23 protein-coding genes are annotated in these 25,859 nt (G+C 62.6%); 13 read left to right on the top strand and 10 right to left on the bottom strand.

Going from position 1 to position 25,859, the window contains the following annotated elements; genetic code table 11:
• Positions 1–67: 67 nt before the first annotated feature.
• Positions 68–1,120, bottom strand: coding sequence for a LacI family DNA-binding transcriptional regulator (locus tag RB548_RS25330; RefSeq protein ID WP_331376516.1), 1,053 nt, complete (start codon positions 1,118–1,120; stop codon positions 68–70).
• 297 nt (positions 1,121–1,417) lie between these two features.
• Between RB548_RS25330 and RB548_RS25325 the strand changes: the two genes are divergently transcribed.
• The 8 genes from RB548_RS25325 (at position 1,418) to RB548_RS25290 (ending at position 10,079) form a co-directional block, all read left to right on the top strand.
• Complete coding sequence (locus tag RB548_RS25325; RefSeq protein WP_331376515.1) at positions 1,418–2,770, top strand: extracellular solute-binding protein; 1,353 nt, start codon at positions 1,418–1,420, stop codon at positions 2,768–2,770.
• A gap of 96 nt (positions 2,771–2,866) precedes the next feature.
• Positions 2,867–3,778 carry a carbohydrate ABC transporter permease gene (locus RB548_RS25320; RefSeq protein ID WP_331376514.1) on the top strand — a complete coding sequence of 304 codons (912 nt, stop codon included), beginning with the start codon at positions 2,867–2,869 and terminating at the stop codon, positions 3,776–3,778.
• Complete coding sequence (locus tag RB548_RS25315; protein WP_331376513.1) at positions 3,775–4,605, top strand: carbohydrate ABC transporter permease; 831 nt, start codon at positions 3,775–3,777, stop codon at positions 4,603–4,605. The genes RB548_RS25320 and RB548_RS25315 overlap by 4 nt, the downstream gene beginning before the upstream one ends.
• A 6-nt stretch (positions 4,606–4,611) precedes the next feature.
• Entirely contained in the window at positions 4,612–5,721 is a 1,110-nt protein-coding gene (locus RB548_RS25310) for an ABC transporter ATP-binding protein (protein ID WP_331376512.1), read from the top strand.
• A 1-nt stretch (position 5,722) separates the two neighbouring features.
• On the top strand, positions 5,723–7,132 hold the full coding sequence (locus RB548_RS25305) for a CehA/McbA family metallohydrolase (RefSeq protein ID WP_331376511.1): 1,410 nt from the start codon (positions 5,723–5,725) through the stop codon (positions 7,130–7,132).
• A 10-nt stretch (positions 7,133–7,142) separates the two neighbouring features.
• Positions 7,143–7,994 (top strand): sugar phosphate isomerase/epimerase family protein, encoded by an 852-nt coding sequence (locus tag RB548_RS25300; protein ID WP_331376510.1) that lies wholly within the window; start codon positions 7,143–7,145, stop codon positions 7,992–7,994.
• Between the two features lie 12 nt (positions 7,995–8,006).
• Positions 8,007–9,065, top strand: a complete 1,059-nt coding sequence (locus RB548_RS25295; protein ID WP_331376509.1) for a Gfo/Idh/MocA family protein — start codon at positions 8,007–8,009, stop codon at positions 9,063–9,065.
• 105 nt (positions 9,066–9,170) lie between these two features.
• On the top strand, positions 9,171–10,079 hold the full coding sequence (locus RB548_RS25290; protein ID WP_331376508.1) for an arginase family protein: 909 nt from the start codon (positions 9,171–9,173) through the stop codon (positions 10,077–10,079).
• Between the two features lie 323 nt (positions 10,080–10,402).
• Here RB548_RS25290 and RB548_RS25285 read toward each other — a convergent pair whose 3' ends face one another.
• The 4 genes from RB548_RS25285 to RB548_RS25270 form a co-directional block, all read right to left on the bottom strand.
• Positions 10,403–11,278: a LysR family transcriptional regulator gene (locus RB548_RS25285; protein WP_331376507.1), complete on the bottom strand. Its 876-nt coding sequence runs from the start codon at positions 11,276–11,278 to the stop codon at positions 10,403–10,405.
• Between the two features lie 486 nt (positions 11,279–11,764).
• Positions 11,765–12,739: a DUF3618 domain-containing protein gene (locus tag RB548_RS25280; RefSeq protein WP_331376506.1), complete on the bottom strand. Its 975-nt coding sequence runs from the start codon at positions 12,737–12,739 to the stop codon at positions 11,765–11,767.
• Positions 12,736–13,155 (bottom strand): phage holin family protein, encoded by a 420-nt coding sequence (locus tag RB548_RS25275; protein WP_331376505.1) that lies wholly within the window; start codon positions 13,153–13,155, stop codon positions 12,736–12,738. Before RB548_RS25275 ends, RB548_RS25280 begins: the two co-directional genes overlap by 4 nt.
• The gene (locus RB548_RS25270; RefSeq protein WP_331376504.1) at positions 13,148–13,741 is read right to left on the bottom strand and encodes a nutrient deprivation-induced protein; all 594 of its coding nucleotides are present in this window, start codon (positions 13,739–13,741) and stop codon (positions 13,148–13,150) included. The genes RB548_RS25275 and RB548_RS25270 overlap by 8 nt, the downstream gene beginning before the upstream one ends.
• Before the next feature lie 286 nt (positions 13,742–14,027).
• Between RB548_RS25270 and RB548_RS25265 the strand changes: the two genes are divergently transcribed.
• Entirely contained in the window at positions 14,028–14,456 is a 429-nt protein-coding gene (locus RB548_RS25265; RefSeq protein WP_331376503.1) for an FKBP-type peptidyl-prolyl cis-trans isomerase, read from the top strand.
• Positions 14,457–14,574: 118 nt separating this feature from the next.
• On the opposite strand, the gene RB548_RS25260 is transcribed toward RB548_RS25265, so the two are convergent.
• On the bottom strand, positions 14,575–15,567 hold the full coding sequence (locus RB548_RS25260; protein ID WP_331376502.1) for a YihY/virulence factor BrkB family protein: 993 nt from the start codon (positions 15,565–15,567) through the stop codon (positions 14,575–14,577).
• A 380-nt stretch (positions 15,568–15,947) separates the two neighbouring features.
• Here RB548_RS25260 and RB548_RS25255 point away from each other — a divergent pair, with 380 nt between their 5' ends.
• The 4 genes from RB548_RS25255 (at position 15,948) to RB548_RS25240 (ending at position 21,529) form a co-directional block, all read left to right on the top strand.
• Positions 15,948–16,706, top strand: a complete 759-nt coding sequence (locus tag RB548_RS25255) for a Tll0287-like domain-containing protein (protein ID WP_331376501.1) — start codon at positions 15,948–15,950, stop codon at positions 16,704–16,706.
• Positions 16,703–19,459 carry a response regulator gene (locus tag RB548_RS25250; protein ID WP_331376500.1) on the top strand — a complete coding sequence of 919 codons (2,757 nt, stop codon included), beginning with the start codon at positions 16,703–16,705 and terminating at the stop codon, positions 19,457–19,459. Before RB548_RS25255 ends, RB548_RS25250 begins: the two co-directional genes overlap by 4 nt.
• Positions 19,460–19,581: 122 nt before the next feature.
• The gene (locus RB548_RS25245; RefSeq protein ID WP_331376499.1) at positions 19,582–19,947 is read left to right on the top strand and encodes a response regulator; all 366 of its coding nucleotides are present in this window, start codon (positions 19,582–19,584) and stop codon (positions 19,945–19,947) included.
• A 19-nt stretch (positions 19,948–19,966) separates the two neighbouring features.
• The gene (locus tag RB548_RS25240; protein ID WP_331376498.1) at positions 19,967–21,529 is read left to right on the top strand and encodes an adenylate/guanylate cyclase domain-containing protein; all 1,563 of its coding nucleotides are present in this window, start codon (positions 19,967–19,969) and stop codon (positions 21,527–21,529) included.
• Positions 21,530–21,591: 62 nt separating this feature from the next.
• Here RB548_RS25240 and RB548_RS25235 read toward each other — a convergent pair whose 3' ends face one another.
• The 4 genes from RB548_RS25235 to RB548_RS25220 all read right to left on the bottom strand — a co-directional run bounded on the left by RB548_RS25235 (position 21,592) and on the right by RB548_RS25220 (position 25,851).
• Positions 21,592–22,236 (bottom strand): dihydroxyacetone kinase family protein, encoded by a 645-nt coding sequence (locus tag RB548_RS25235; RefSeq protein WP_331376497.1) that lies wholly within the window; start codon positions 22,234–22,236, stop codon positions 21,592–21,594.
• A 9-nt stretch (positions 22,237–22,245) separates the two neighbouring features.
• Positions 22,246–23,247, bottom strand: a complete 1,002-nt coding sequence (locus RB548_RS25230; protein ID WP_331376496.1) for a dihydroxyacetone kinase subunit DhaK — start codon at positions 23,245–23,247, stop codon at positions 22,246–22,248.
• Between the two features lie 22 nt (positions 23,248–23,269).
• Positions 23,270–24,202: an ABC transporter permease gene (locus tag RB548_RS25225; RefSeq protein WP_408642489.1), complete on the bottom strand. Its 933-nt coding sequence runs from the start codon at positions 24,200–24,202 to the stop codon at positions 23,270–23,272.
• Between the two features lie 98 nt (positions 24,203–24,300).
• On the bottom strand, positions 24,301–25,851 hold the full coding sequence (locus tag RB548_RS25220) for a sugar ABC transporter ATP-binding protein (protein ID WP_331376494.1): 1,551 nt from the start codon (positions 25,849–25,851) through the stop codon (positions 24,301–24,303).
• Positions 25,852–25,859: the final 8 nt, after the last annotated feature.

The raw sequence follows: 25,859 nt of genomic DNA, 5'->3' as shown, positions 1-25,859 counted from the left end.
CCGTCCGGAATTGCGTAGATTCAAAGGGTTAGATCATTTCACTGTTTCAATGGAACTGTGAAATGACCTAACCCACGGTGCCGCGCACCACGAGCCGCGTGCGCACGGTTTCGGAAAGGGCTGACGCCGCCGGATCCTTCAGGCGACGCAGGATCAATCGGACGAGTGCGCGCGTGCGCGCCTCGAGATCCACCTTCACGGTCGTCAGGTTGTAGCTGCGCCAGTGCGACTGCGAGATGTCGTCGAAGCCGACCACCTTCACGTCCTCCGGCACGCGCCGCTTCAATTCGTAGCGCAGCGCGTCGAGCGCGCCGAAGGCGCTCTCGTCGTTGGCGGCGAAGACGGCGTCCGCCCCTTCGCCAAGGCGGAAGAGATCTAGCGTGCCGGCATGGCCCGTGTCGTAGCTGAAATCGCCGGGGATGATGATCGGCGGGTTCAGGCCCCGCCGCGCCATCAGCACTTCCAACGTCCGGCGACGGGCCTGCTCGGCAAGTGAATCACGCTTGCCGGACAGATAGGCGATGCGCCGGCAGCCGTAGCCGGCAAGAAGCGCCACCGCCTGCTCCATGCCCTCCCACTGGTCGACATCGATCCGGTCATAGAGCGCCTCCGGCTCGCGCGTGCGCAATCCACCCGCCGGTTCTTCGTCCATCAGGTAGTTGATGTAGATCGGCACTGCGCGGTCGAGGAAGCGGGCAAGGATGGGCGGGCGGACGTTCTCCGTGAAGGCGATCACAGAGTCCGGATTGAAGCCGCGCATGTAGGCGAGCAGCGTCTCGTCCATGCTGAAATCCGTGCGCGTCTTGAAGAGCAGCGTGGCGAAGCCTTCAGCCTGGAGGGCAGTGGTGAGCGCGTCGATCTCCTGGCTTTCCCAGGGACTGCAGACGTCGGGCACGATCATGCCAACGAGGTGGGTGCGCCGGGTCACGAGCGCGCGCGCTGCGCGATCGGGAACATAGCCCAGTTCCTCGGCGATCCTCAGGATGCTTGCCCGCTTTTCCGGCTTCAGCGGCGCGTCCGGATTGAAGGCGCGCGAAACGGCGGCCCGAGAGACCTTGGCCGCCTCGGCCACCGTTTCCGCCGTGATGCGCTGCGGCGTCTCGTTGAGTTTGTTGGTCAAGCGATCGACCTGATTTTCTCGCAAACTGAAAACGTGTTCATCCATCTATCCTTTCGCACGCGGCTCGGTCGGTCAAGTCCCACACGGGCGATTCCGCAAAATGTCCCACGTTCTCAGCGCTTTCGGCGCGATACTCCCGCCGCGTGCGCGCCGGCAAGTGATTTCGGCTCGCCTCGGGTTGACGCCAAAATGAAAACGTGTTCACTTTTCAACACGAGGGACGACGGCACTTGTCGGGCGGCCTTTCGTGGGCCGCGGGAGCCGGCCCGAACCAATCGCGAAGGGAGGAAAATCGCGATGCGCATTCACCTGCATGCATTCTGGCTGAGTCTCGCAGCGGCGACGACGTTCGCCTCACCGACAATCTCCGCCGACCTTTCGATCACCTGCCGCTGCGTCGAGGGTGGCGTGAACTCCGAACTCGCCGCTTGGGTCAAGAAAAGCGTCATTCCCGGCTTTACCAAGATGAAAGGTGACGGGGTCAAGGTCACCCTGACCGAATTCGCCGGTTCCGACGAGCAGCTGACCCAGCAGCTCGCCCTCGATTTTTCCACCGGCGCCGGACCGGACGTCGCCGGCTTCGACGGCTTCCTGATCCCGAGTTTCGTCGAGGGCGGGCTTTTGAAGCCGCTCGACGAACTGGCCGGCGATGCCGTGACGAAATGGGACGGCTGGAGCCATATTACCGAGGGGTCCAAGGCGCTGATGTCCTATCAGGGCAAAGCCTACGGCCTTTCGCTCGGCACCGATGTGCGCGTGATCTTCGTGCGCGCCGATCTCTTGAAGGAGGCCGGCATCGACCCCGCAAGCTGGCAGCCCAAGTCGTGGGCGGATCTGCTCGACACCGCCCGCAAGCTCAAGGCCAAGAAGCCCGACTCCTTCCCGCTGCAGATCAACGCCGGCGTGCCGATGGGCGAGGCGACCACCATGCAGGGCTACTGGATGGCGCTGCTCGGCACGGGCGAAGAGGTCACCGACGACAAGGGCCGCTACATCGTTTCGAGCCAGGGCATTCTCGACACACTCAATCTCTACAAGACCGTTTATGTGGACGAGAAGCTCGGCGACCAGCGGGCCCAACTGTTGGGCGACGGGCGCAACCGCACGTTTGCGAACTTCCGCGATGGCAAGACCGCGTTGCTTCTCGAAAGCGACTGGTTCTATCGCTCGGTCACCGCATCCGACTCCGAATTTGCCGTCGAAAATCGCGATGAGGTGATGACCTGGGCAAAGATGCCTGCCAAGGAGCCCGGCAAGGGCATCCGCGGCCAGGACTTCGTGACGATCTCCGGCGGCACGGGTTTCGTCCTCAATCCCAATTCCGATGAAAAGGAATTGGCCTGGGAACTGCTCGCCTTCATGAACAGCAAGGAACAGCTCGCCGAGTTCCAGAAATACGAACCGCGCATCCGTATTCGCGACGACGTGGAAATCGCCGAAGCGCCCTTCCTTGCCGAAACCTCGCAGGCGCTGCTGCCGCTCACCACCGCGCGGCCAAACGACGCCAAATACAATGCCGTTTCGGCCGAGGTCCAGCGCATGACCGAGGCGGTCGTCTCAGGCGAACTGTCGCCGGAACAGGCCATGAGCCGCTATCGCGAGGCCGTGATCCGGATCGTGGGCGAGGAAAACACCGTAAGCCTGCTCTAACGGACTGCGGCCGCCCGCATCTCACAGGCAGATGACAATCCTCCGCGCATATGGGGTCGGCAGGAGACACCCATATGCGCGGAAGCAGGAGGTCGGATGAAATCCTTTTCCCTTCTATCCCGCGGCACCGGGGTCGCCTTCCTCGCCCCGGCGGGACTTCTGATCGGCGCTTTCGTCATCGCGCCGTTCTTCTGGGTCATCTTTGTTTCCTTCACCAACCGCTCGCTGCTGGGCCGCACGGCGGTGGATCCGGATTTCGTGGGGCTGGCCAATTACTTCTCGCTCTTTGACGCGGCGACCTTCTTCACGCGCGGCGAATTCGGCTCCTCGCTGATCCTTACCATTGAGTTCGTTCTGCTGTCGGCGGTCGTGGGCCAGGCCGCACTCGGGATGCTGCTAGCATGGCTGCTGCAGTCGGTGCCGAAATCGCTGAAGCACCTGACCGAGACCGTGGCGATCGGTGCCTGGATCCTTCCCGAGGTGGTGATCGCCTTCGCATGGTTCGCCTTTCTCGACTACGAGAACGGTACGCTCAACATGATCATGGAAGCGTTGGGCTTCCCGCCGGGTGACTGGCTCCTGTCCTTTCCCTTCTGGGCGATCGTCGTCTTCAACACCTGGCGCGGCACCGCCTTTTCCATGATGTTGTTCAACTCCGCCTTCTCCTCCATTCCGCCAAGCTATTTCCAGGCGGCGGATGTGGCCGGGGCTTCGAGCTGGCAGAAATTCCGCGATATCGGCCTGCCGCTCATCCGTGGCCATGTGGTGACGGATCTGATCCTCATCACCATGTGGAGTTTCAATGTCTTCACGCCGTTCCTGCTGACGAGTGGCGGGCCGTCCTATCGCACCGAGATCCTGCCGATCTACACTTACCGCATCGCCTTCCGCGATTTCGATTTCGGCAAGGGTGCGGCGGTCGGCGTGGTCGTCATGCTGATCAATCTCGTTTTCGCCCTCTTCTATCTCTGGGTGATGCGCCGCCGCGCCAAGGGAGTGGCTGCATGACTCGTTACCTCGGCCTCTACTTCACCCGCATCGGCTTTTCGGCGGCGACGGCGCTGATCGGGGTCTTCTTCGCCCTGCCCCTCGTCTGGTTCATCTTCGCGCCGTTCAACCCGCGCGCCGAGTTGGGCCTTTCCATTCCGGACCCGTTCTCGCTCGCCAATTTCGAGACGGTGTTTGAGAACGGCTTCGCGATGCGGGGCCTCTGGAACTCCCTCGTCCAGAGCGCCGGTGGCGTCATCCTCGTGGGTGCTGGCGCCACGCTTGCTTCCTATGCGCTGTCACGCTCACCGATCCCCGGCAAGAGCGTCATCACCTACATCCTGCTGCTGTTTTCCTCCGTCGTATCGGGGTCGGCGGCGATGGTACCGATCTTCCTCATCATCAACGGTATCGGCCTCATCGATACACAGATCGCAGTGATCCTCGTCTTCGCCGGCGGGCTTTTGCCGACCGCCATGTTCATCCTGCGCGATTTCATCGACAGCATCCCGAAGAGCTACGAGGAGAGCGCCATGGTCGCCGGAGCCTCGCCCGTCCAGGCCTTCTTCGACGTCGCGCTGCCGGTCATCCGCCCGGGCATCGTGGTTGTCGTCGTATGGGCGTTCGTGAGCATCTGGGGAAGCTTCCTCATCCCCTTCATCCTGCTGCGCTCCAGCGAAAAGATGCCCGCTTCGGTGGCGATCTATTCCTTCTATTCGGAGGCGGGAACCCCGATCGTCACGCTGCTCGCCGCCTATTCCCTGCTCTATTCGCTTCCCGTCATCATTCTCTACCTGTTCGTAAGCTGGAAGTTCGGTTTCCGGTTCTTCGGCGGTATCAAGGCTTAAGGTTCCATGGCTTCCATACGCTTCAAAAGCATCGGCAAGAAATTCGGCGAGTTCGTCGCCGTCTCGGATCTCAACCTCGAAATGCACGACGGCGAATTTGTATGCCTGCTCGGCCCTTCCGGCTGCGGCAAGACGACGACCCTGCGCATGATCGCCGGGCTGGAGACGCCGACCTCCGGCCAACTGCTGATCGGCGACCGCGACGTCACCTTCCTGCATCCGAAGGACCGCAAGATCTCCATGGTGTTCCAGGATTATGCGCTCTACCCGCACATGAACCTCGCCGACAACATCGCCTATCCGCTGAAGGTGCGCGGCGAAGCCGAACCCAAGCGCCATGCACGGGCCCGCGAAGTGGCGGATGTGCTGAAGATCGGCCACCTCATGGAACGCATGCCCTCGCAGATCTCCGGCGGCCAGCAGCAGCGTACCTCGCTTGCGCGCGCGCTGGTCTATCCGTCCGAGGTCTATCTTTTCGACGAGCCCCTCTCCAATCTCGACGCGAAGCTCAGGCTGGAGGCGCGCGGCTTCCTCAACCATCTGCAGCGCGACATGGGCATGACGGCGGTCTACGTCACTCACGACCAGGCCGAAGCCATGGCGCTTGCCACCCGGGTCGCGGTGATGGACGCTGGCAAGGTGGTGCAATACGCGCCGCCGATGGAGGTCTACCGCCGGCCCGCCACTACCTTCGTCGCCAATTTCGTCGGCAGCCCGCCGATGAACCTGTTGCCCGTGGAGGCGATGATCGCCGACGGCGCGCTCCACCTGAAAGCGGATCGGGTTTCCGTCGCGCCGTTGCCGATCTCACGCGCGGTTGCCGCAGTGTTGAAAGACAACAGCAAGCTGACCCTCGGTGTTCGCCCCGAACATCTGTCGATCGCGCGCGGCGGAGAAGCAAACACTGTCTCCGGCCAGCTTTTCGCCAACGAGAATATGGGGCCGGAGAAGCTGGTTACGCTTGAGCGGGACGATGCGGCGCGCTTTACCGCCCGCATCTTCACCGACGACGTGATCGCGCTCGAAGCGAGCGTGACGCTCGGTTTTTCCTCCGAACACATCCATCTCTTCGATCCGGCCGGAGCCCGGCTCCCGACAGATGGGGAACCGGTCTGACATGCTGAAATGCAATCTGCATCTGACACCGGTCGACAAGGCGCGCTCGCCCTATTTCTACGTGCCTTTCGACGTGCCCGCGGGCACGACGCGCCTCGACGTGACGATGCGCTACGAGGGGGCGGGCGACTGCATCATCGATCTCGGCTGCGCCGATCCGCGGTTTGGCGATTTCCCGAGCGAACAAGGCTTCCGCGGCTGGAGCGGCGGCGCGCGCGACCGCTTCTTCGTGGCAACCGACGACGCCACGCCGGGCTATGTCCATGGCGAGATGCCCGCCGGTACCTGGCGCGTGATACTGGGGCTCTACCGGGTTCCCGAGCACGGGGTAGATGTCGAGTTGGCCTTCGCATTCGACGACGCGCCGCGCTTGCACATGTCGCAACCGCAACGCCCGCGCCCCGTTCGCGAAGGTGCCGGCTGGTACAGGGGCGACTTGCACTGCCACACCTTCCACTCGGATGCCAAAGGCAGCCCGGAACTCTTGCACGCCGCGGCGAAACAGGCAGGGCTCGATTTTCTCGCCGTGGCCGACCACAACACCATAACCCAGCGACGCTATTTCCATGCCCACTCTTCGCCGGAGCTCGTCTTCGTGCGTGCCATGGAAGTGACCACGGCCGACGGCCACGCCAACGTCTTCGGCGTCAACGACTGGATCGACTTCCGCATGACCAGGCGCGAGGACGCGCACAAGCTGTCTGGGATCGTGCACGAGAAGGGCGGATTGCTCTCGATAAACCACGACAAGCCGACCATCCCCTGGGATTACGACTTGCCACAGATCGACTGCATGGAGGTCTGGCAGCAGGCCTGGTTTGCCCGCAACTGGATATCGCTGCGGCGCTATCAGGAACGGCTGGCATCGGGCCGTAAGCTGTCGGCCATCGGCGGCAGCGACTATCACCAGCCGGCCCGCTTGCAGCCGGAGGGGCCGTTCGCGCTCGCCCGTCCGACAACGGTTCTGTGGCTGCCGGAACTCTCGGAGGATGCCGTGCTCGCAGCGATGAAGGCGGGGCACGGCTACGTCACCGAAAGCCCTCGCGGCCCGCACCTCGCGCTGACGGTCGACGCCGCTCCGATGGGATGGACTGTTCATTCAATCGTTTCTGGCGGCCGCGCCGAGGCGCATGTCATGGGCGCGGCCGGCGATTTCCTGGCCTGGTACGACGCCAGCGGCGAGATCGCGCGCATGCCGATCGACGGGGTTGACCAGAAGCTCACGCTCGAGGCCGCCCCGCAAAAATTCCTGCGCTGCGAAATCCTGGCCCATGCCAGCCATGCCGCACTCGTCGAGGAGTTTCGCGCGGCAGTGGGTGATGGCCCCCTTCCCTGGGGCCTGACCGAAGCGGAGCTCGAGGCCGAGCCGCTGCGCCGCGCAATTTCCAATCCCGTCTATTTCGCGCCGTAGGAGGGCTCGAATGCTCCTGTCCAACGCCCCGTGTTCCTGGGGCATCTTCTATCCCGACAGTCCGCGCGTACGCGCCCTGCAATATCTCGATGAGGTCGCCGCGGCCGGCTACCGGGGCACCGAGCTCGGCCCCTACGGTTTCCTGCCCACCGATGCTGCAGCGCTGCAGGACGCGCTGGCCGGCCGGGGTCTTGAACTCGTCGGCACGGTGCACGTGCATACCTTCTCGGATACTCTGAGCGGCCCGCAGCTGCTTGCGGATGCGGAGAGGATCGGCACGCTGCTTCATGCCCTCGGCGCCCGCACCTTTACGCTCATGGACGAGGGCAACGTCTATCCGCCGCATGCGGTCGGCCGACTGGACGACGCGCAGTGGCGGGCGATGACAGACATGCTGCGGGACGCGAAGGCGCTGCTCCTCGAAAGATTCAACATCACCCTCGCCTTCCATCCGCATGTTGCAACGGCGGTGGAGTTCGAAGAGCAGATCGACCGCCTGCTCCAGGATACGGAAATCGAGCTCTGCTTCGATACGGGTCATCACGCCTTCTGGAATCAGGACCCGCTCGCCTACATGGGCAAGGTCTGGGAGCGCATCGGCTCAATGCACCTGAAGAATGTCGACGCCGGCGTCCGCCGCCGCATGCTCGCCGGAGACCTGACCGTGCGCGATGCCTTCGAGGCGGGCGCCATGTGTCCTCTTCCGGACGGCGTTGTCGATATCGCAGCGGTGGTGCGGATGCTCAGGGAGCGCCGCTTCGCCGGTCCCGTGGTCGTCGAACAGGACTATTTCGAGGTCATGAGCGAGAGCCCCGCCGAGCTCGCAAGGCGCAACGCCGAATTCCTGAAACCACTTATCTAGGAGCAGCCGCCGATGCAGATTTCTGTCGGCCTGATCGGTCTGGGCGAGGTCGCCCAGCTCATGCATCTTCCCCTCCTCGCGGATCATCCCGGCTTCCGGATCACCGGCGTCTGCGACGTCTCGCCGATGCTCGTCGAGGCGATGGGCGCGCGCTACGGTGCTTCTCTTCGCACCACCCGCGTCGAGGAAATGCTCGCGGCAGCGGATATCGATACCGTGTTCATCCTCGCGCCGGACTACCTGCATTCGGAGCTTCTCGCCAAGGCGATCGAAGCGAACAAGCACGTCTTCATCGAAAAGCCGGTCTGCCTCACGCGACGCGAGCTGCTGCCGCTCATCGAGCGCAACAGAAACAATCCGAAGACCATCTTCGTCGGCTACATGCGCCGCTACGCCCGGCCGTTTCTGGAACTCAAGAAGCGCATGCCTCCCGCGGAAGAGATCCGCCATGTGCGCATCCGCGACCTGATCCGCGAGTCGCGCTTCTTCGTCGACCAGACGCGGCATATCGTGCGTGCCATGGACGTTTCAGCGGCCACCATTGCCGAAGGCCGCGCGAGGACGCAGGCTCTTCTCAGGGAAGTGATGGGCGCGGATCGTCCTGATAATGCGGTGCGCGCCTATCAGGTCTTGAGCGGGTTGTCCTCGCACAGCTTTTCCGCCATGCGTGAGCTCCTGGGCCCGCCGAAGGGCGTGGCGGCGGCGCGGCAATCGGGCGGGGAGTCGCTGGTGGCCCTCTTCGACTACGGTCACTTCACCGCGGTCTACGAGGCGGTGATCCACGACGTCGCCCGCTTCGATTCCGGCATCGAGGTGCTGACCCAGAACCGGCAGTACAAGATCAACTACGACACACCCTATATCCGCAACCTGCCGACCCGGCTCGAAATCACCAGCTCCACCGACACAGAAACCGGCACGGAGGTCATCGGGCCATTCTACGAGGATGCCTTCCGGGTGGAACTCGGCGCCTTCCACGACTGCGTGACGCAAGGGACACGCCCAAAGACCGACCTCGAGGATTCACTCGCCGACCTTGACCTCTTCGCCGAGGTCGGGCGGCATTTCTGAGACCGTCCGCCCCCAGCGCTGACCACTTCAATGTTCGACCATGATGCCCTGCCGCCTTTGAATTGCCGCAGGCAGCTGGTCAATTTTCAGCTGGAGGAGTGGCTCATGACGGCCAGCGAGCCTCGGGCAAGGGAAATCCCGCGTTACGCAATCATTGAGGCCCCCTCGGTGCTCGGTCTCTTCCCGCGGGGTGTGGAAACGCTGCCCGATGCCCTGCTTGGCGCGGGGCTATCGGATCGACTGGGTGCGCGCCGCGCCGGCCGCGTTGTGCCGCCCGCCTATGACGAGCGGCGCGATCCGGCGACCATGCTCCTGAACCCGAAAGGCCTTACGCAATATGCAAGCGTGCTTGCCGATGCCATTGAGCTCGTTCTCGGACAGGGAGAGTTCCCGGTCGTACTCGGCGGGGACTGCTCGATCCTGCTTGGCTGCAGTTTGGCGACCCGTAGAAGAGGCAGATCCGGCCTTCTCTTCCTCGACGGACACGCAGATTTCTATCAACCCGATGCGGAGCCTGCCGGCGAGGCGGCGTCGATGGAACTCGCGCTGGTGACGGGGCATGGGCCGGAGATCGTCACTAACCTCGAGGGCCGCATTCCCCTGGTGCGGGAGGAGGACGTTTTCGTATTGGCGCGGCGCGATGGGGAAGAAGCCGAGCGCCAGGGCAGCCAGCGGATCGAAGACACCGCCATCGGCATGATCGATTTGGCTGCGGTTCGCAAAATCGGCTTGGAGGCGAGCACAACGCGTGCGCTTCAGCGGCTCGCTTCGACCGATGTCGATGGTTTCTGGATTCATCTCGATGCCGACGTGCTGGACGACGCGATCATGCCGGCGGTGGACTATCGCATGCCGGGCGGATTGCAGTGGCATGAATTGACGACGATCCTCAAAGCCGCGCTTGCCACGGGACGGGCACGCGGGATCGACATCACCATCTTCAATCCAAGACTGGACAGGGACGGGTCGATCACACGACGCTTTGTCGATGCCTTGGGAAAGGGATTGACCTGAACGTGAAGGCTACTGCATGTTTCCTTAAATCGTGGCGATCTAATGGTAAAAACATGCAGCAATTCAAAGTGTTACAGCGTCCTTTGCGCGCCTGACAAGACGCGCGGCGCTACTGCATGTTTCCTTAAATCCTAGCCGATTTAAGGACAAAAACATGCAGCAATTCAAAGTGCTACAGCGTCCTTTGCGCGTCTGACAAGACGCGCGGCGCTACTGCATGTTTCCTTAAATCCTAGCCGATTTAAGGACAAAAACATGCAGCAATTCAAAGTGCTACAGCGTCCTTTGCGCGTCTGACAAGACGCGCGGCGCTGTAGTGCCATTCACAGCGGATCGCGCCCATTCGATCCTGAAAAAAGCGAGGCATTCGCTGCGAGCAGCGCCGAAAGCCGGTCTGCGACCGTGCGCACGGCTTCCCGACCCCGCTCGTCGCCATGCAGCACGATCCATAGATCATGGCCGAGTTCATCGATCACCCGCCCCGCCCGGACGAAGCCTGGATCGCTATCGCCGATGAAACATGGCATGACCCCGATGCCCGCTCCCGCCTTCACCAGATCGAACATCATCCGCGGTGAGTTCACCCAGTTCGTGATGTACCGGCCCGGCTGTTCGAATGCCCACCGCTTCCACGGCTGGTTGGCGACGTCCGTACCCAGCGAGACCCAGTTGCAATGGCGCCGGTGGTCGAAACCTTGGGCGCAGTAGGGCGCGTAGGCGACGGCGACGGAACGCCGGACGGCGACGTTGCCCAACTGCGGCCGCTCCGCGGCGAGCCCAATGTCAACCTCGCGGTGCGTCAGGTCGATCGCGGCCTCAGTTGTCTTGAAGCAAACGCGAAAAGCATCGTGCGGCGTCCAGAGGTGCCGAAGGCCTATTGCCGTGAAGCATGACAACGTGTTGTCCGAGAGAAGCCGTACGATCGGCATCGAATGCACCGTCTCGTGCCAATCGACGATGTCCTGCGCCGCCTGGTGCATCGCCCTCACGCGGTCCAGCAATATCTGCCCGTCCGGTGCGAGCTCGTATCCCGTCCGCGCCCTGACGAACAGCGCTCGTCCCGTGGCACGTTCCAGCGCCAGCATCCGTCGCCCGATGGTCGGCGCGCTGATTCCGGTCTTCTCGGCAGCACCCGCAAGCCCGCCTTGCTCGGCGACGTGCAAAAAGAGACGGAGATCTTCCCAGTTTTCGACTTTCATCCCACTTCGACTTTCATCCATGAAAGATGGCTTTCGTTTGTGCCTCTACAGTTGCACTGCCTCGCGAACCACCTTCCGGGCAACGCTACTGCATGTTTCCTTAAATCGTACCCGATTTAAGGACAAAAACATGTAGCAATTCAAAGTGCTACAGCGTCCTTTGCGCGTCTGATAAGACGCGCGGCGCTGTAGATGCCGGGAGCAACGAGATGCTACTTCAATGGACGATCCTATATAGGGAACTGGTAGGCCAACAGCGCAAAAAGAGAGGCGACGCCTTTGCCGATCCACTCGACAGCGCCGAATGGGAGGGGTTCGGCTGGCTGGTGAAATGGATCGAGACGTCTGCGGCGCGTCGGTCGCAGGCAGGTAATCGCGAGAGCCCGCCCGGCGCGGCGAGGCGTGCGAAACACCCTCCTCTGCCCCGCGGTCAACTGGCCAACCGAGCGATCGGCAATTGCAGCGCTCTGAAGTGAACGCAGAACGTCATTCCCGGGACGACTCGCGCAGCCGCTCCCTGGCGGCGTCGTGCGCTTCAAGCATGGCATCGCTGGTCTTTTCCAGGATCTCCTGCCCTGTCGCGATCGCATCCCCGACTGCCGCAGTCGTCCTCGCCGAGAGATTGCTGCGCACGTCGTCAGCGGCCTTACCGATCGCCTCGTCCTCGGCCTCGGTGTGGGGCAGCGCGGCCCCAATTGCCGCGCCGACCGCGAAGGCCAAGGCGCCGCCGACCAGCGGCTGGTCGCGGAAATGCTTGAGGATAGCCGCATTGAGATGTGCGCCCTCCTCTTGCAGCGATCGGCCGGTATCTTGCGCACGGCCTGCGAGGGACTTGCCGGTGTCCGCAAGGGAGCCGGACAGGCGACCGGCCGTGGCACTCATCTGCCGCCATGTGCTCGATGCCCAACCGGACGCCTCGTCAAACAAGGCACCGGCCTCGTTGCGTATGTCTTCGATCTGCTTCCCCGTTGCGTCGGCAAAGCCGCGAAAGACGTTGCCGCTTGGGTCGACGAAGTGGCCCGCCCGACGATCGGCCGTGTCCGTCAAGGCCCTGAAGCGACTGCCGCTTTCATCCGTGAAGTGGCTATAGCGCTCGCCGAAGCTTGCCTCTACAGGTCCGACGCGCCTTATGGAACCCGTCACGGTCGCGAGCGGATAGTCGTCCGCACCGTCATCGTCATCCTTCAATCCCGGCGCGCGGGATCCCGGATTGGCGAGCAGCCAGGCGAGGCTTACCCCCATTAAGGCAACGGGGATCGGATTTGCCTTGAGCGCGACACCGAGATTGCTGAGATATTCGGCTCCGCCGCTCGTCCTGGCATATTCGAGCATTTCATCCATCAGCTGTCCCGGGGACATGCGTTCCTGGATGGCGTGGAGCTTTTCTTCAATTCGTTGGCGATCAGCCTCGATCTCTCGTTGCAGCTCGGCAGACGAATGTGTGTGGAGAGATTCGTTCATCGCACTTGCTCCTTAAACACGTCCACGTCGCGCTGCAGGGAGGCTGTCGTCCTGTCGAGTTTGAGGCTGCTGCCTTTCATCGTCGACAGGCCGCGCGAAATCATTGCCCAGGAGAGCAACCCCACGACGACGCCGACGATGGCCGCCGATAGTGCTTCGGCGTTCGGTTCGGTCATGCCTCGCGTCACGAAAAACGCCGCCAGTCCCTGGACCACCGCGCTCAACAGCACGCCAATGGCGCCGATCGCGAAGATGAGGCCGACAAGAAGCGTCTCGAGGCCGCCTGTCGCCCGGTTCAACGTCTCGGACGCCTCGGTCTTTGCCAGATCGATTTCCTTGCGGAAAAGCCCGGATATATCCGTCACCAAACCGGTCATCAGTTCCGATAAGGGGCGGTCGTCCCGATGGCTAGCCATTGTATTGATCCTCCTCAAAATTCCACCCGCCTTCACTTGGCCGACCACTTGCTGGGTCTGGTGCGGAGGACGGTTGGGAAACGGTTCGGCGAGGGCGGCGTTGAGCCGAGGCGGTCAGAAATCGACTGGCGGTCAGGCCCGCAATCGCTGCGATCCCGAGAAACGCGAGCGGCTGCCTGCGGCCGAAGTCTTCAGCCATCCCCGCAACTTCGCCGAGGTCGCGACCCTCGATGTCGCGTGCGAAGCCGCGGAGCGACGTGCCGATTTGCTGCGCGTAGCGGCCAAGCGCCTGTTGATCCGACTGCTGAAGCTCGGAGCCGACTTTCTCAATGGCCATTGCGACGCCGCTCAACTGGCGTGCTGCGACGTTCTTCTCGTGCTCGGCGGCGCGGCTTGCAGCTTCCCGGGCTTGCTCGGCCTGCTCATCGGCGAACTCCCGGACGTCGTTCAGATCCTCACGCACGGCCTGTTGCAGGTTGCGATCTGTTTCGCCACCGGTTTGTGCACCGTAGCCGTCGTCGACACCTTGCGAGGCAGGCACCCGCAATGGATCGCCGGAGGTCCGGCCGCTTGGTTCATTGTTCATCTTGGCTCCTCCCGTCGCCTATCGCGATCGATCACGTATTTGCAATCAAACGAGCCACTTGCAGCCTTGTTCCCTGGCGGTTCCAATTGCGAAGCTATTGCCGGTATTGCTGCTGCCGTTGCCATTTGGCCGGGAAGGCATGCGCATCGATCCGCGGTTTACATTCGCTGTCAGCGCCCTAGGTCTCGCATGTACCGATGCCGGCAGAGACCGGCATGTCGCGCCGCGGTCGGCCCCTTCGCCAAGTGACCGCAATCATCACTCCAACATCCATCGAGAGGCAGATATGACCGAAGTCAAAAACGGCGATGTCGTTCGCATTCACTACACTGCCAAGCTGGCAGACGGCACTGCAGTCGAATCCTCCCAGGGTCGGGAGCCGCTCGAAGTCCAGGTGGGCGCAGGCCAGATCATTCCCGGGCTCGACCGCGAGATCAGCGGTATGACCATCGGCGAGACGAACACGGTAGCCATTCCCGCCGAGGAGGCTTACGGCCCGCATGATGAGGCCCAGGTGCAGACGGTGCCGCGTTCCGTGGTTCCCGATGGGGTCGAGATCGGGACCAGGCTCCAGGCAACCACCGCGGATGGCCGTCAGTTGGCGTTCACCGTTACCAGCGTCGATGACGACCAGGTGACGGTGGACTCCAACCATCCGCTCGCCGGGCAGGATCTCGTTTTCGACGTCACCGTCGTGGAAGTCGTCGACGGTTAGGTGGCGCTGCTGTCGAGGCCGGTCAGATAAAGCGACCGTGGGAGGAAGACCGGCATCGATGCCTCCTGTACGCGGCCAGGGCACCCCTGTCGCGGCCGAAGGTCAGCCGCCATGGCCGTCAATCGACGGCTTTCCCGATCGTGTCGGCCACGCTGGCGCCGCGTTGGCCCATCGGCAGTGGTTTTCCTGTCGTGGAGTCCACCGCCGTCTGGTGTTCGAGTTCGGCATTAAGGAGCGCACCCACGATGAGGATGATCACCGAGATCCAGACCCACATCATGAGGCCGGCAAGGGCGCCGAGGGCGCCATAGGTGGCGTTGTAGTTGGCGAAGTGTTCCAGATAGAAGGAAAAGATCCAGGAGGCAGCGAGCCATAGCAATGTGCTGAATACCGCGCCCCAGTTCAGCCATCTGAGTTTCGCGCGTTCCCGGCTCGGCCCAAATCGATAAATCAGGACCGTGCCGATCGTGGCAAGCAGCAGAATAGCCGGCCACCTGGCCGCCTTGGTCAAAACCTCCACCCAACGATCGAGCCACAAATAGGCAAGCACGGCCGGAACGACGCCGATCGCCACGATCAGCGCCACTGCAAACAGCAGCGCTGCAAAGGTGAATCCAAGACACAGGAGGGTTCTCGACAGAATGCCTCTCTTTTCTCTTTCTCCATATGCGACATTCATCGCGTCGAAGAGCGCTGCCATGCCATTGGCGGCGCTCCACAAGGAAACGAGCAGGCTCACCAAGAAGCTGAGGCCGAGCGTCGACGCCTTCTGCGTTGTCAGGGTCTGCAACTGATCCGCGATCAGGTCGTAGGATCCGGGCGGCAGCAACGCTTCCAGGACGCCCATGTGCGTGCCGATTGCAGATGGATCCGCGACGAGCCCGTAGATCGAAACCAGGCCAGCCAGCGCAGGAAACAGTGCCAGCAGAAGATAAAAACTCACCCCGGCCGCGATCAGAACGATCCGCTCCTCGGCGATTTCGGATACCACTCGCCAGAAGACGTCCCGCAGCCCCTTCGCAGGTATTTCCCTCGGCGTGGCGGCATCCCGCCCCCTCCCCGGCTCCGCGGCCGCCAGCCTTTCGGCAAGATCGATTTCGTTCGCACCCATGGATCGTCCGCTGATTAATGAGAGGGACTTCCTCTCGCTACACGCATAAGCAACTCCGGAGAAAATGGCTTGTTCCGATACTTCGGCCGCCGGCATGATTTGAGCCAGCGCATCGCCCGCTGGCTCAAATCATGCAGGATACGAGGTCGCATTAAGGGCTCCCCCAAAACCGGTGCCTCATAGCCCCGTTTAAACAGGTCTGCCCGCGAGCCCTGTCCCACGTCAACGGCTCGTCTTCTGACGCTGCTGAACGCCTGCCCGCCGGCGCATTCTCGGGGCAGCCAGGGAACGATTGCCAAGCCGTGTTCCAAAGGAGACTCCTTCCACCGGTCCTGCTGTGGTATCTTTCATATTTGCGCTTCCTCTCGGGGGGAAAGAACATGGAAGCCCTTGTAGCTTTGGCGCGAAACTGCATTTTCACCGTATTGTGCGGTTGCATGCTCCTGTCGCCTTCGGTGGCGGCCGAAGAGGCCGCTGATGTGGCGACCGGCGAGCGGCTCGCCGAATTGTTGAGGGCGGCCCGAAGCGTCCTTTCGAATTATCAGTCGCTCATCAATGATCCGACCGTCGGCGACAAACATCTCGATGGCGCGCGCTTCACGGCAGAGGCGACTGCTCTCTATGCCAAACGCACCGGCCATCCGTTGATCACCGATGGTCTGGCCGAGCGCGACCGCAAACTGCTGCAGGCGCAGGTCGAGGCCATGCGCGAGGTCGTCGACGAAGAGCAGGACGACATCAACCGCCCCGGAATCGGGTTCAAGGGTTTTGTGCCGGCTGTTTTCGCGCGCCTGATGAACGAGAAATTCGCCGCCAAGGTCGGAAACGAGGCGCTCGTCCGCGTGACCGCGCCGGAAGTCCTGGTGCGTAACCGCAAGTCGCTTCCGGATGCCTGGGAGACCCGGGTCATCACTGAAGTCTTCTCGAAGCCGCAGAAGCCGAAGGGTGAGGCCCATACGGAAGTGACGAAGGTAAACGGGCGTCCTGCCTTCCGGATGCTGTTGCCGGAATATTACACGGAGTCCTGTCTTTCCTGTCACGGTTCGCCCAAGGGCGAGATCGACATCACCGGCTACCCTAAGGAAGGGGGAAAAGCGGGTGATCTGGGCGGTGCTATCAGCATCGTCCTGTTCAAATGAGCGCGTTGGGGCAGCAGCGGTCGATCGAGGCTGCCCCGGTGCCGGCCAGGAGCCTCGCCAGCCGGCTTGCCAATCTGCCGATCTCCGCCCGCGTGGCGGCGCTGACAGCCGCCGGCCTGATCAGCCTGATCCTCTCATCGGTTTTCCTCACCCAGGCGCTCTATCGCAGCGCAGAGCGGATGGCAGAGACCAGGGAACTGTTCGATCGCGCCGATTCTGCGGCCGCGGCGCATGTCGCCTTCGGAGACCTCAGATACTGGCTGACCGACCTCTCCGTCAGCCTGCTGATGAACTCGCAGCGCAATGCCGATGAGGCCCGTGAACGCCTGCAGGTTCAGCTGGAGCGTCTTGCGGAGCACTCGCCCGACGCGGTCGAGAAAATCCGCAGCGAGGTCGACGCCTATGTCGAGACGGCGCTACAGGCAACGGACAGCTATACTCAGGACAACCGCATCGTCGGCAACGCCTTCCTGGCAAAGGCGCGCACCCACAGCGGCAACGTCGATGCAGATCTCAACAGGCTCGTCGAGCAGGTAAGAGCCGACGCGGATGCCGCCCGCAACGAGGTTGTCGCGCAAACTCAAAAGACCGCCACGGCGGCCGCCATCCTCGTGGGCGTCTTGGTTCTGGTCGGCTCGCTTCTCACCCTTCTTGTCCTGCGCTCGATCGTCGGTCCGCTCCGGCGCCTCAGTCGTGTTGTCGGCGAGCTGACGGAAGGACGTTATGACGTCGAGATCCCCCAGGAGGGCGGCGACGATTTTGGAGCGATGGCGAAGACGCTTTCGCTTTTCCGGGAAAGCGCGATCGAAAAGAAAAAGCTCGAGGACGAGGCAGAACGGCAAAGGCGGACGATCGCGGCGGCGCTCGAGGTGATTTCCGACGGGTTCGTCCTCTACGATCCGGATGACCGAATCCTGATCGCCAACAGCAAGTATTGCGAAATCTTCCCGAGCCATAAGCCGTCAGCGCTTCGTGGCAAGAGCTTCCGTGAAATCGTGGAGCAGAACCTGGAAAAAGGGCAAGTGGACCTCGAAGGCAGATCGCCGGAGGAGTGGATCGAGGAGCGGCTGCGCCTTCACAGGGATCCCGCTGGGCTGGTCGACGAGAAGCGGTTCGGCGACAAGTGGGTCCGCATCAGCAAGCGCAAGATCCCCGATGGCGGCACCGTCGCCGTCTATACCGACATCACCGAGCTCAAGCAGAGGCAAGTCGAACTCGAGCGGGCGAAGAGCCATGCGGAATCGGCAAACGAAGCCAAGAGCCGTTTCCTCGCCTCCATGAGCCACGAGCTGCGCACGCCGCTGAACGCGATCATCGGCTATAGCGAAATGCTGATCGAGGAGGCGCGCGACCACGAGGACAACGAGCTTGTCCCCGACCTCGAGAAAATTGCGTCCGCCGGACGGCATCTCCTCTCGCTCATCAACGACATCCTCGACCTGTCGAAGATCGAGGCGAATAAGATGGAGATTTTCCTCGAGACTTTCGACGTCGCCGAATTGCTCCGCGACGTCGCCGCCACCGTCGCACCGCTGATGGCGAGGAACCGGAACGAGTTCATAGAGGAGCTTGAGGCCGATCTTGGGCAGATGCACTCCGACCAGACCAAGCTGCGCCAGAATCTCTTTAACCTGCTCAGCAACGCGGCCAAATTCACCAATGGCGGCCGGGTCACGCTCTCGGTCCGGCGCGAGGGGCGCGCCGACGGCGATTGGCTTGTGTTCAAGGTATCCGATACGGGGATCGGCATGACGCCGGAGCAGCGGGATCGGCTCTTCAATGCCTTCACGCAGGCGGACGCCTCCACCACCCGTAACTACGGCGGCACCGGGCTGGGCCTCAGTATCACCCGCAGCTTCAGCCACATGATCGGCGGTGTCGTCACCGTCGAAAGCGAAGTTAGGAAAGGCTCTGTCTTCACGATGGAGGTGCCGGCGCAGTGCAGGCGAGAAGCCGAGGAGCCTCGAACGGCCGCACCGGCGCCGATTTTGCAGCCGGGTCGCACCGCCCTCATCATCGACGACGAACCGGCTGCCCGAGCCCTGATCGCAAAGGCGCTCGCCGAGGCGGGGCTCGCCTCGATCGAGGCGGCAAGCGGGGCGGAGGGAATAGCTGCCGCTCGGGCGCATCGGCCAGCCGCGATCATCCTCGACATCATCATGCCCCATCAGGACGGCTGGTCGGTGCTGCGCACGTTGAAGAGCGATCCCGAGCTATGCACGATCCCGGTGATCCTGGCGACGATCCTCGCGGATCGTGAACTCGGCCTCTCGCTCGGCGCCGTCGAATATCTGACCAAGCCCATCGACACCGACAAGCTGATCCGGACGATAGAGGCTCACGGCGGCGGCAACCGCGACGTGCTGGTCATCGACGACGACCAGGCTTCGCGCGACTTTCTCCGGCGCATTCTGGTGAAGAGGAATTGGACCGTCCATGAGGCAGGTGACGGTATTCGCGGCCTGGAGATGATGAAGCGGCTTCTGCCGCGACTCGTCCTGCTCGATCTTCTGATGCCGGAGATGGACGGATTCCAAACGCTGAGCGAGATGCAGAGGACACCGGAGCTGCAGGACATCCCGGTCGTGGTGGTCACGTCGAAGGATCTCTCTTCAAACGAATTGATATGGCTGCGCGATCGGGCGGTCGCGGTCGTAAACAAGGGCGCAAACAGCAGGACCCAGTTGGTCAAGGCACTCGAGCGCCAGATAGCAATGCAGGAAACAGTCGGTAAGACCGTTGCCGAGGGCTGAAGCCTGCAGCACCGCGCGTCATTTCCGACGCGCGGCGCTGCAGCACTTGGAATCGCTGCCTGTCTTCATCCTTGGATCGGGTCCGATTCAAGGAAACATGCAGCAGGCCGGAGGAACCGGAAATGACGAGAATCCTTCTGGTGGAAGACAATGAAATGAACCGCGACATGCTTTCGCGACGATTGTCTCGTCGCGGTTTCGACGTGCTGATCGCCGAAAATGGCAAGGCGGGCGTCGAGCTTGCTGCATCGGAAAAGCCCGACCTCATTCTCATGGACATGAGCCTGCCCATAATGGACGGCTGGGAGGCGACGCGACGCATCAAGGCCAATCCGGTGACGCAAGGAATACCAGTCATCGCGCTCACTGCGCACGCAATGGCGAGCGACCGCGACATGGCGCTCGAGGCTGGCTGCGACGACTATGACAGCAAGCCAGTCGACCTGCCGCAGCTCGTCCGGAAGATCGAGCAGTTGCTCGCAACCTAGATTGAAGGGCATCTGCAGGATGAGTATCGGGAACGAATTCCAGCGCCAGGCGATCGCCGCGCATGTGGCCCAGAAGTTGGCCGGCCCCGCTCGCGCGATTTCGGGTTTTCAGGAGCTGCTTATCGAGCAGGCGCGGGATCTCGGCCTGCGCCACATGCAGCCCGACCTGGAGCGGATCGGCACCGCCGCCAGGCAACTGAACGGCCTCGTCGATCACCTGCTCGACGGCACGGCCTGCTCTGCGCAGATCCCGGAAGCGGAGGCGGAGGCAAGGCTCCGCCATGATCTGCGCACGCCGCTCAACGCCATCATCGGCTATTCGGAAATGCTGCTCGAAGACGCAAGGGATTCGGACGAGCACCCGCTGAAGGAGGATCTCGGCGTCATACTTGCGGCGGCGGCCGAGCTTTTGAAGCAGGTCGATGCCATTGCGGGCCTTTCGCGCGGCGAATCGATCGAGACGCTCCAGTCGGGGGAGAAAGCCGAAATCGACGCGGAGGGGCTTGAACGGCTCCTGTTCACGACCGAGCATGTCGCATGGCCGGATCAGGGTGGCAGAATTCTCGTCGTTGACGACGTTGCCAGCAATCGTGATCTTCTATCCCGCAGGCTGCGGCGCGAGGGTCATCGCGTCGCCACCGCCGAATCCGGACTGTCGGCGCTCGCAAGACTGGCCGAGGACGAGTTCGATCTTATTCTGCTCGATATACTGATGCCCGACATGAACGGCATAGAGATGCTCTCACGACTGAAGTCGGAGGGCCGATGGCGGCACGTCCCGGTGATCATGATATCGGGCTTGAGCGAAGTCGCGGCGGTGGCCCGATGCATCGAAGCTGGAGCCGACGACTATCTGACGAAGCCGTTCAATCCGGTCCTGCTGCGCGCACGCATCAACTCGACGCTCGAGAAGAAGCGCTGGCTCGACCGCGAGCACCGCTATCTTCAGCAGATAGAAACGGAGAAACGGCGAGCCGATACGCTCATTCACGCGATCCTGCCCGACCAGATCGTTACCCGATTGCAGGAGGGCGAAGAGATCATCGCCGACCGCTTCGAAGAGGTTTCCATTCTCTTTGCAGATATCGTCGGCTTCTCCGCCATCGCGACAAGGCTGCCACCGTCCGATCTCGTCAGCAGACTGGACGGGATGTTCAGCCGCTTCGACGTCCTGACGGAACAGCACGGCGTGGAGAAGATCAAGACCATCGGCGATGCCTACATGGCCGCTTGCGGGATTCCGGAACCCGCGGCCGATCACGCCGACAGGCTCGTGGCCCTTGCGAAGTCCATGCTTGAAACATTGAGGGACATGGCTCCCGAGCGCGACCGCTTTCGGGTCCGGATCGGAATCCATTCGGGACCGGTTGTCGCCGGCCTGATCGGTCGGCTTCGTTTTGTCTACGACGTCTGGGGAGAAACCGTGAACATTGCCAGCCGCCTCGAGTCGCAGGGAGTTGCCGATGGCATCCAGATCTCCGAGGCGACCAGGCGCTCACTCCATGGCCAGTGGACGCTCGAACCGCGCTGCGCCCTGGATCTGCGGGGCATTGGCACGATCGAAACCTACCTTGTGCAGTAGCCAATTCGGATCGCCACTGAGAGGTTCCCGCCGCCGCGCCCTTGCGGGCGCGGGGCGACCGGTCACCTGTCGGATGCGGCGAACTCGGCCATGGTCTTGATGAGAAAATAGCCGACTGTGGCGCCTGCATCCTGGAGGCCGATGGTTTTCTCCTGGAAGGCGGCTGCCTTGCCATGTTGCGCCAGCATCGATTTGGTGGCTTCAAGAGCGCGCTCCGAAGCATCCGCTGCCGCCGCGAGCGCCTTGGCGAGCGGTTCGCCGGAGCCCGCCGCAGTCTCAAGCGCAACGGCGATCGGATCCAGTACGTCGAGCAAGGTCTTGTCGCCCAACTTCGCCTTTCCGCGCTCGGCGACGCCGTCGCGGAACGCCCGCCAGAACCCGGCCGCTTCGCCGGTCCTCAATACGTCGGCGCCTTCGGTCGCCTTGCTCGCACGCAGGAAGCCGGTCGCCGTCAGCGTCCCCATCGTCGACGGCGCAGTCCGCGCCATCGTCGCCCCTGCCGTCCGCAGGAGCTTGGAAATGCCCGCCGCCTCGCCCTCGACCGCAACCGCCTCGGCGGCCGCGGCAAATGCCTTGCTCATGGTAATGCCGAGGTCGCTGTCGCCCACCTTGCCATCGAGCGAGATCAGGAAGTCGCGCTGTTCGGCAAAAAGCGACTTCCAGGTCTCGAAAAGCCGGATCAGGTCGGAAGCCTTTATCGCGTCCATCATCTCACCTCAGGATGCAAAGTGCTTGAAGAACGGGGTGTTGGCAGGTGCCGCAACGAGCCGGTCGAGCTCCTCGTCGAGATGCAGCACCGAAACCGAGGCTCCAGCCATTTCCATCGAGGTCGCGAATTCGCCGACCCAAACGTGCTTTGCCTTGACGCCGCGCTGATCGAGAAGCTGTGCGACACGACGGAACAGAATGTAAAGCTCTTCCATCGGCGTGCCGCCGAGGCCGTTGACGAGCACGGCGACATTGTCGCCTTGCTTGTAGTCCGTTTCGGCGAAGATGCGCTCCATCATCTCGTCGATGACCTTGTCGGCTGGTGCCAGCTTCTTGCGGCTGATGCCGGGCTCGCCATGGATGCCCATGCCGATTTCCATTTCATCCTCGCCGATCGAGAAGGTGGCGTGCCCGATCTCCGGCACGACGCAGCTCGACAGCGCGACGCCCATAGTCCGGGTCCGCGACCGCGCCTTGTCGGCAATCCTGGTCACTTCGTCGAGAGACAGGCCCTCGGCCGCAGCCGCGCCGGCTGCCTTGTAAACGAAGAAGATGCCGGCGACGCCGCGACGCTTGTGCTCCTCGCCCACTACGGAAGAAGCCACGTCGTCGTTGCCGACCACCTGCTTCACCTGGATGCCATCTAGATCGGCAAGCTCGGCCGCCATGTCGAAATTGATGATGTCGCCGCTGTAGTTGCCGTAGATGTAGAGGACGCCGGCGCCCTGGTCGATCTTTTTGGTGACCTGGTACATCTGCTCGGCGCTCGGCGACTGAAAGACGCCGCCGACGGCCGCGCCATCGAGCATGCCATCCCCGACATAGCCGAGGAAGAGCGGCAGATGGCCGGAGCCGCCGCCGGTCGCAATCCCGACCTTGCCGGCCTTCGGCTTCGCCGTCACCATGCAGCGCTTGTCATCGGCGACATAGGTCAGTTCCTTGTGCGCGCCATAGATGCCTTCCAGCATCTCGTCGACGAAATTGACCGGGTCGTTCAGAAACTTCTTCATGGATTCCTCTCTGGATAGGGGCTTATTTCTTGCGCTGACGGGTGACGAAGAAGGCGGCGGCGAGCAGGATGAAAATGCCCACGACAAGCCGCTGCCAGGTGCTGGGAATTCCCACCATCACGAGCACGCTGTTGATGACGACGATCAGAAGTACGCCGAGAAGGGTTCCGAGAACGGTGCCCGTGCCGCCGGTGATCCTTGCACCGCCGAGGACGACGGCTGCGATGACGTTGATCTCGGTCCCGACCAGATCGAAGGGATTGGCCTGCCTGTTGGCACAGACGTGGATGATGCCAGCAAGTCCCGCCAGCGCCCCGGCGTAACCGAACAGGAAGATCTGGACCGTGCGCAGATTGTAGCCCAGGCGGCTGGCGATGTTCGCGTTCCCGCCGACGGCAAAAATCGCGCGGCCCATCAGCGTGCGGTTCAGGATCCACCAGGTCACCAGGGCGGCAATCGGCAGGATCAGGAAGTAGAAGGGGAGCGTGACCACGGCACCGTTCGCGGCCTCGAACTGAAAGAGCGGCATGCGGCCGAACGCACCCATCTGCGGCGGCAGCGACATGATCCATACCGTGCCGATGAAGGAGAGCAGGAAGCCGCGGAATAGATACTGGGTGCCGATCGTCACGATCAGCGACGGCACCTTCAAATGGTGCACCAACAGACCGTTGATGACGCCGAGAAGCGTGCCGCCGAGGATGGCGGCGACCAGAATGCCGGCAATCGGCATGGCGGGGAAGTGATTGAGCACCAGCACCGTCAGCGAATACATCGTGAAGGCCGCGATGGCCGTGAACGAGACGTCGATGCCGCCAGCCGCCAGGATGATAAAGACGCCGAGGGCGAACAGACCCATCACGACGCTCGCGCGACCGATGTCGATCAGCGTCGAAGGCTGGAGGAAACCGGGATTGATTGCCGTAACGATGACGCAAATCGCTACCAACAGCATGAAGGTGATCGTTTCCGGCCGCCTGCGGATCAGGTCTCCCAGGCTGAAGGACCGGGTCTGGGGGGCGCTCTCCTGAAGCTCCTCGATCCGTGAAGCACTCATTGAACGGTCTCCATCTTCGAAGTCAGCATTGCCCTGTAGAGCTGGTCCTCGGTCGCCTGCTCCGCGTCGAACTCGGCAACGACGCGTCCGTTGTTCATGACGAGGATGCGGTCGGCGTTCTGGAGCAACTCCGGCAGGTCGTCGCTGACGATGATCAGGCCCATGCCAGCCTCGGCGAGGGACTGGATGGCGCGATAGATCGTATCCTTGGAGCCAACGTCCACACCGACCGTCGGGCCATGGAGGACGAGCAGCTTCGGTGCGATGCTGAGCCAGCGGCCGATCAGGACGCGCTGCTGGTTGCCGCCGGAAAGCGCACCGACCGGAAGATCGAGGTCTTTGGTGTTGAGGCGCATCTCCTCCGAAAGGCGGGCAGCGATGGTGCGGCCTTCTTCCTTGTCTACGACCCCGAGCGCATTGCTGAGTTTCGTGATGATCAGCGCGATCTCGTTCTCGAAAATGGACTTGTCGAGAAACAAACCTTCGGCGAGGCGATCTTCGGGGACATAGCCGATGCCATTCGCGATCGCGTCGGCAGGACGTCTTATGGACACGTCGCGCCCCTCCAGGGTGATCGTGCCGGAACCGGCGGGCTCGACGCCAGCGATCGCCATGGCAAGCTCGTTGCGGCCGGAGTCCGCCAGCCCCGTGATCCCGAGGATCTCGCCCTGCCGCACGCCAAAGCTGGCTTCCTCAACGCCGGCGGCCATCAGCCGGCTGACGTTCAGAAGCTCCGCAGCCCTCGGCTTGCCTATCCTGTAGCGCTCGGAATCGATGACGCGTCCCGTCATCAGCTCGGCAAGCTGCTTCTTGCTGTAATTCTCAATCGGACCCTGGGCCACGCATTGCCCGTCGCGGAACACGATGGCGTGGCCGCCGATGCGGTAGCACTCGTCGAGCTTGTGGGTGACAAACAGCACCGCGACATTCTCCGAACGCAGCCGTTCCACGACGCGGATCAAACTGTCGACCTCGCGGCGAGTAAGCGAGGTGGTGGGCTCGTCCATGATGACAAGCTTGGCACGGGTGGCGATAGCGCGGGCGATCGCCACGAGCTGGCGCGCTGCAAGCGGAAGATCGGAAACCGTGGTGTTGAGGAACGTGCGGTCCGTCGGCAAACCGACAGTGGCCAGCGCCTTCTCGGCAGTCTGCCTGAGGCGTGAGCGGTCGAAGAGGCGCGCCAGGCGGCCATTGGCGCCGACGAGTTGCTCGTTCAGAGCGACGTTTTCCGCGACCGTCAGGTTCGGAAGAAGTGAGAGATCCTGGTATACGGTCTCGATCCCCGCGGCGAGCGACTGGATCGGAGTGAGGGCCGTGAAGGTCTGGCCGTCCAGCACGATCTCCCCGGCGCTCGGCTCAAGCGCCCCGGACATGATCTTGATGACCGTGCTCTTGCCGCAGCCGTTTTCGCCCAAAAGGTGATAGGCCTCACCAAGCTGAAGGGTGAGGTCGATGCCGCGCAGGGCGTGCACGCCGCCAAACCATTTCTGGATGTTCCGGAGCTCTAGAAACCGGCCAAAGCCTTGCTCGCTACTTGCTCTTGCCAACACGTCGG

The organism is Sinorhizobium chiapasense (assembly GCF_036488675.1).
GTDB lineage: Bacteria > Pseudomonadota > Alphaproteobacteria > Rhizobiales > Rhizobiaceae > Sinorhizobium > Sinorhizobium chiapasense.
This window is presented reverse-complemented; position numbering and strand designations above follow the sequence as displayed.

Excerpts from the sequence above, each read along its gene's own strand:
- RB548_RS25285 (WP_331376507.1), bottom strand. The coding sequence starts at position 11,278 with ATGAAAGTCGAAAACTGGGAAGATCTCCGTCTCTTTTTGCACGTCGCC.
- RB548_RS25235 (WP_331376497.1), bottom strand. The coding sequence starts at position 22,236 with ATGGACGCGATAAAGGCTTCCGACCTGATCCGGCTTTTCGAGACCTGG.
- RB548_RS25290 (WP_331376508.1), top strand. The coding sequence starts at position 9,171 with ATGACGGCCAGCGAGCCTCGGGCAAGGGAAATCCCGCGTTACGCAATC.
- RB548_RS25270 (WP_331376504.1), bottom strand. The coding sequence starts at position 13,741 with ATGAACAATGAACCAAGCGGCCGGACCTCCGGCGATCCATTGCGGGTG.
- RB548_RS25250 (WP_331376500.1), top strand. The coding sequence starts at position 16,703 with ATGAGCGCGTTGGGGCAGCAGCGGTCGATCGAGGCTGCCCCGGTGCCG.
- RB548_RS25265 (WP_331376503.1), top strand. The coding sequence starts at position 14,028 with ATGACCGAAGTCAAAAACGGCGATGTCGTTCGCATTCACTACACTGCC.
- RB548_RS25230 (WP_331376496.1), bottom strand. The coding sequence starts at position 23,247 with ATGAAGAAGTTTCTGAACGACCCGGTCAATTTCGTCGACGAGATGCTG.
- RB548_RS25260 (WP_331376502.1), bottom strand. The coding sequence starts at position 15,567 with ATGGGTGCGAACGAAATCGATCTTGCCGAAAGGCTGGCGGCCGCGGAG.
- RB548_RS25275 (WP_331376505.1), bottom strand. The coding sequence starts at position 13,155 with ATGGCTAGCCATCGGGACGACCGCCCCTTATCGGAACTGATGACCGGT.
- RB548_RS25240 (WP_331376498.1), top strand. The coding sequence starts at position 19,967 with ATGAGTATCGGGAACGAATTCCAGCGCCAGGCGATCGCCGCGCATGTG.
- RB548_RS25300 (WP_331376510.1), top strand. The coding sequence starts at position 7,143 with ATGCTCCTGTCCAACGCCCCGTGTTCCTGGGGCATCTTCTATCCCGAC.
- RB548_RS25255 (WP_331376501.1), top strand. The coding sequence starts at position 15,948 with ATGGAAGCCCTTGTAGCTTTGGCGCGAAACTGCATTTTCACCGTATTG.
- RB548_RS25325 (WP_331376515.1), top strand. The coding sequence starts at position 1,418 with ATGCGCATTCACCTGCATGCATTCTGGCTGAGTCTCGCAGCGGCGACG.
- RB548_RS25295 (WP_331376509.1), top strand. The coding sequence starts at position 8,007 with ATGCAGATTTCTGTCGGCCTGATCGGTCTGGGCGAGGTCGCCCAGCTC.
- RB548_RS25280 (WP_331376506.1), bottom strand. The coding sequence starts at position 12,739 with ATGAACGAATCTCTCCACACACATTCGTCTGCCGAGCTGCAACGAGAG.
- RB548_RS25305 (WP_331376511.1), top strand. The coding sequence starts at position 5,723 with ATGCTGAAATGCAATCTGCATCTGACACCGGTCGACAAGGCGCGCTCG.
- RB548_RS25315 (WP_331376513.1), top strand. The coding sequence starts at position 3,775 with ATGACTCGTTACCTCGGCCTCTACTTCACCCGCATCGGCTTTTCGGCG.
- RB548_RS25225 (WP_408642489.1), bottom strand. The coding sequence starts at position 24,202 with ATGCTGTTGGTAGCGATTTGCGTCATCGTTACGGCAATCAATCCCGGT.
- RB548_RS25245 (WP_331376499.1), top strand. The coding sequence starts at position 19,582 with ATGACGAGAATCCTTCTGGTGGAAGACAATGAAATGAACCGCGACATG.
- RB548_RS25320 (WP_331376514.1), top strand. The coding sequence starts at position 2,867 with ATGAAATCCTTTTCCCTTCTATCCCGCGGCACCGGGGTCGCCTTCCTC.
- RB548_RS25310 (WP_331376512.1), top strand. The coding sequence starts at position 4,612 with ATGGCTTCCATACGCTTCAAAAGCATCGGCAAGAAATTCGGCGAGTTC.